Origin of the sequence: Halococcus thailandensis JCM 13552, assembly GCF_000336715.1 — an archaeon.
GTDB classification, from domain to species: domain Archaea; phylum Halobacteriota; class Halobacteria; order Halobacteriales; family Halococcaceae; genus Halococcus; species Halococcus thailandensis.
In genome coordinates this window covers 1-341 of record NZ_AOMF01000041.1, presented here as the reverse complement: position 1 = coordinate 341, position 341 = coordinate 1, and the positions used below count along the sequence as shown (strand labels likewise).

Annotated in this window: 1 protein-coding gene; it reads left to right on the top strand. The window is 57.2% G+C overall.

Annotation, left to right across the window (positions count from 1 at the left end; genetic code table 11):
* The coding region (locus C451_RS20525) for a heavy-metal-associated domain-containing protein (protein WP_007737170.1) at positions 1-341 on the top strand (341 nt) is incomplete at both ends.

Genomic DNA, 341 nt, shown 5'->3' with positions numbered 1-341 from the left:
AGCCACGGTAACCTATGATCCAGACCGTACTGCCGAAGCTGACGTGGTTGCAGCTATCGAGGGAGCGGGTTACGAGGTTGCTGGCGATGAAGCTGATTCTAATGGGACATCAGGTAGTGAAATGGACATTGCGCCGCCGTCGGAGATCTGGACGAGTCCTCGCGCGATCAAAACATGGATTGGCGCAGGCTTCGTCGTCCTCGGCCTTCTCCTTGTGTTCGTTCTTGCCGGACAGAACCCGGAGGTAGCGTCCCTTCTCGGCTACTCACTGACGCTTGCGGATGGGCTGTTTCTCGTCGCAATTGCTGTCAGCGGCTATCCCGTCGTTCGTGGTGGGTATT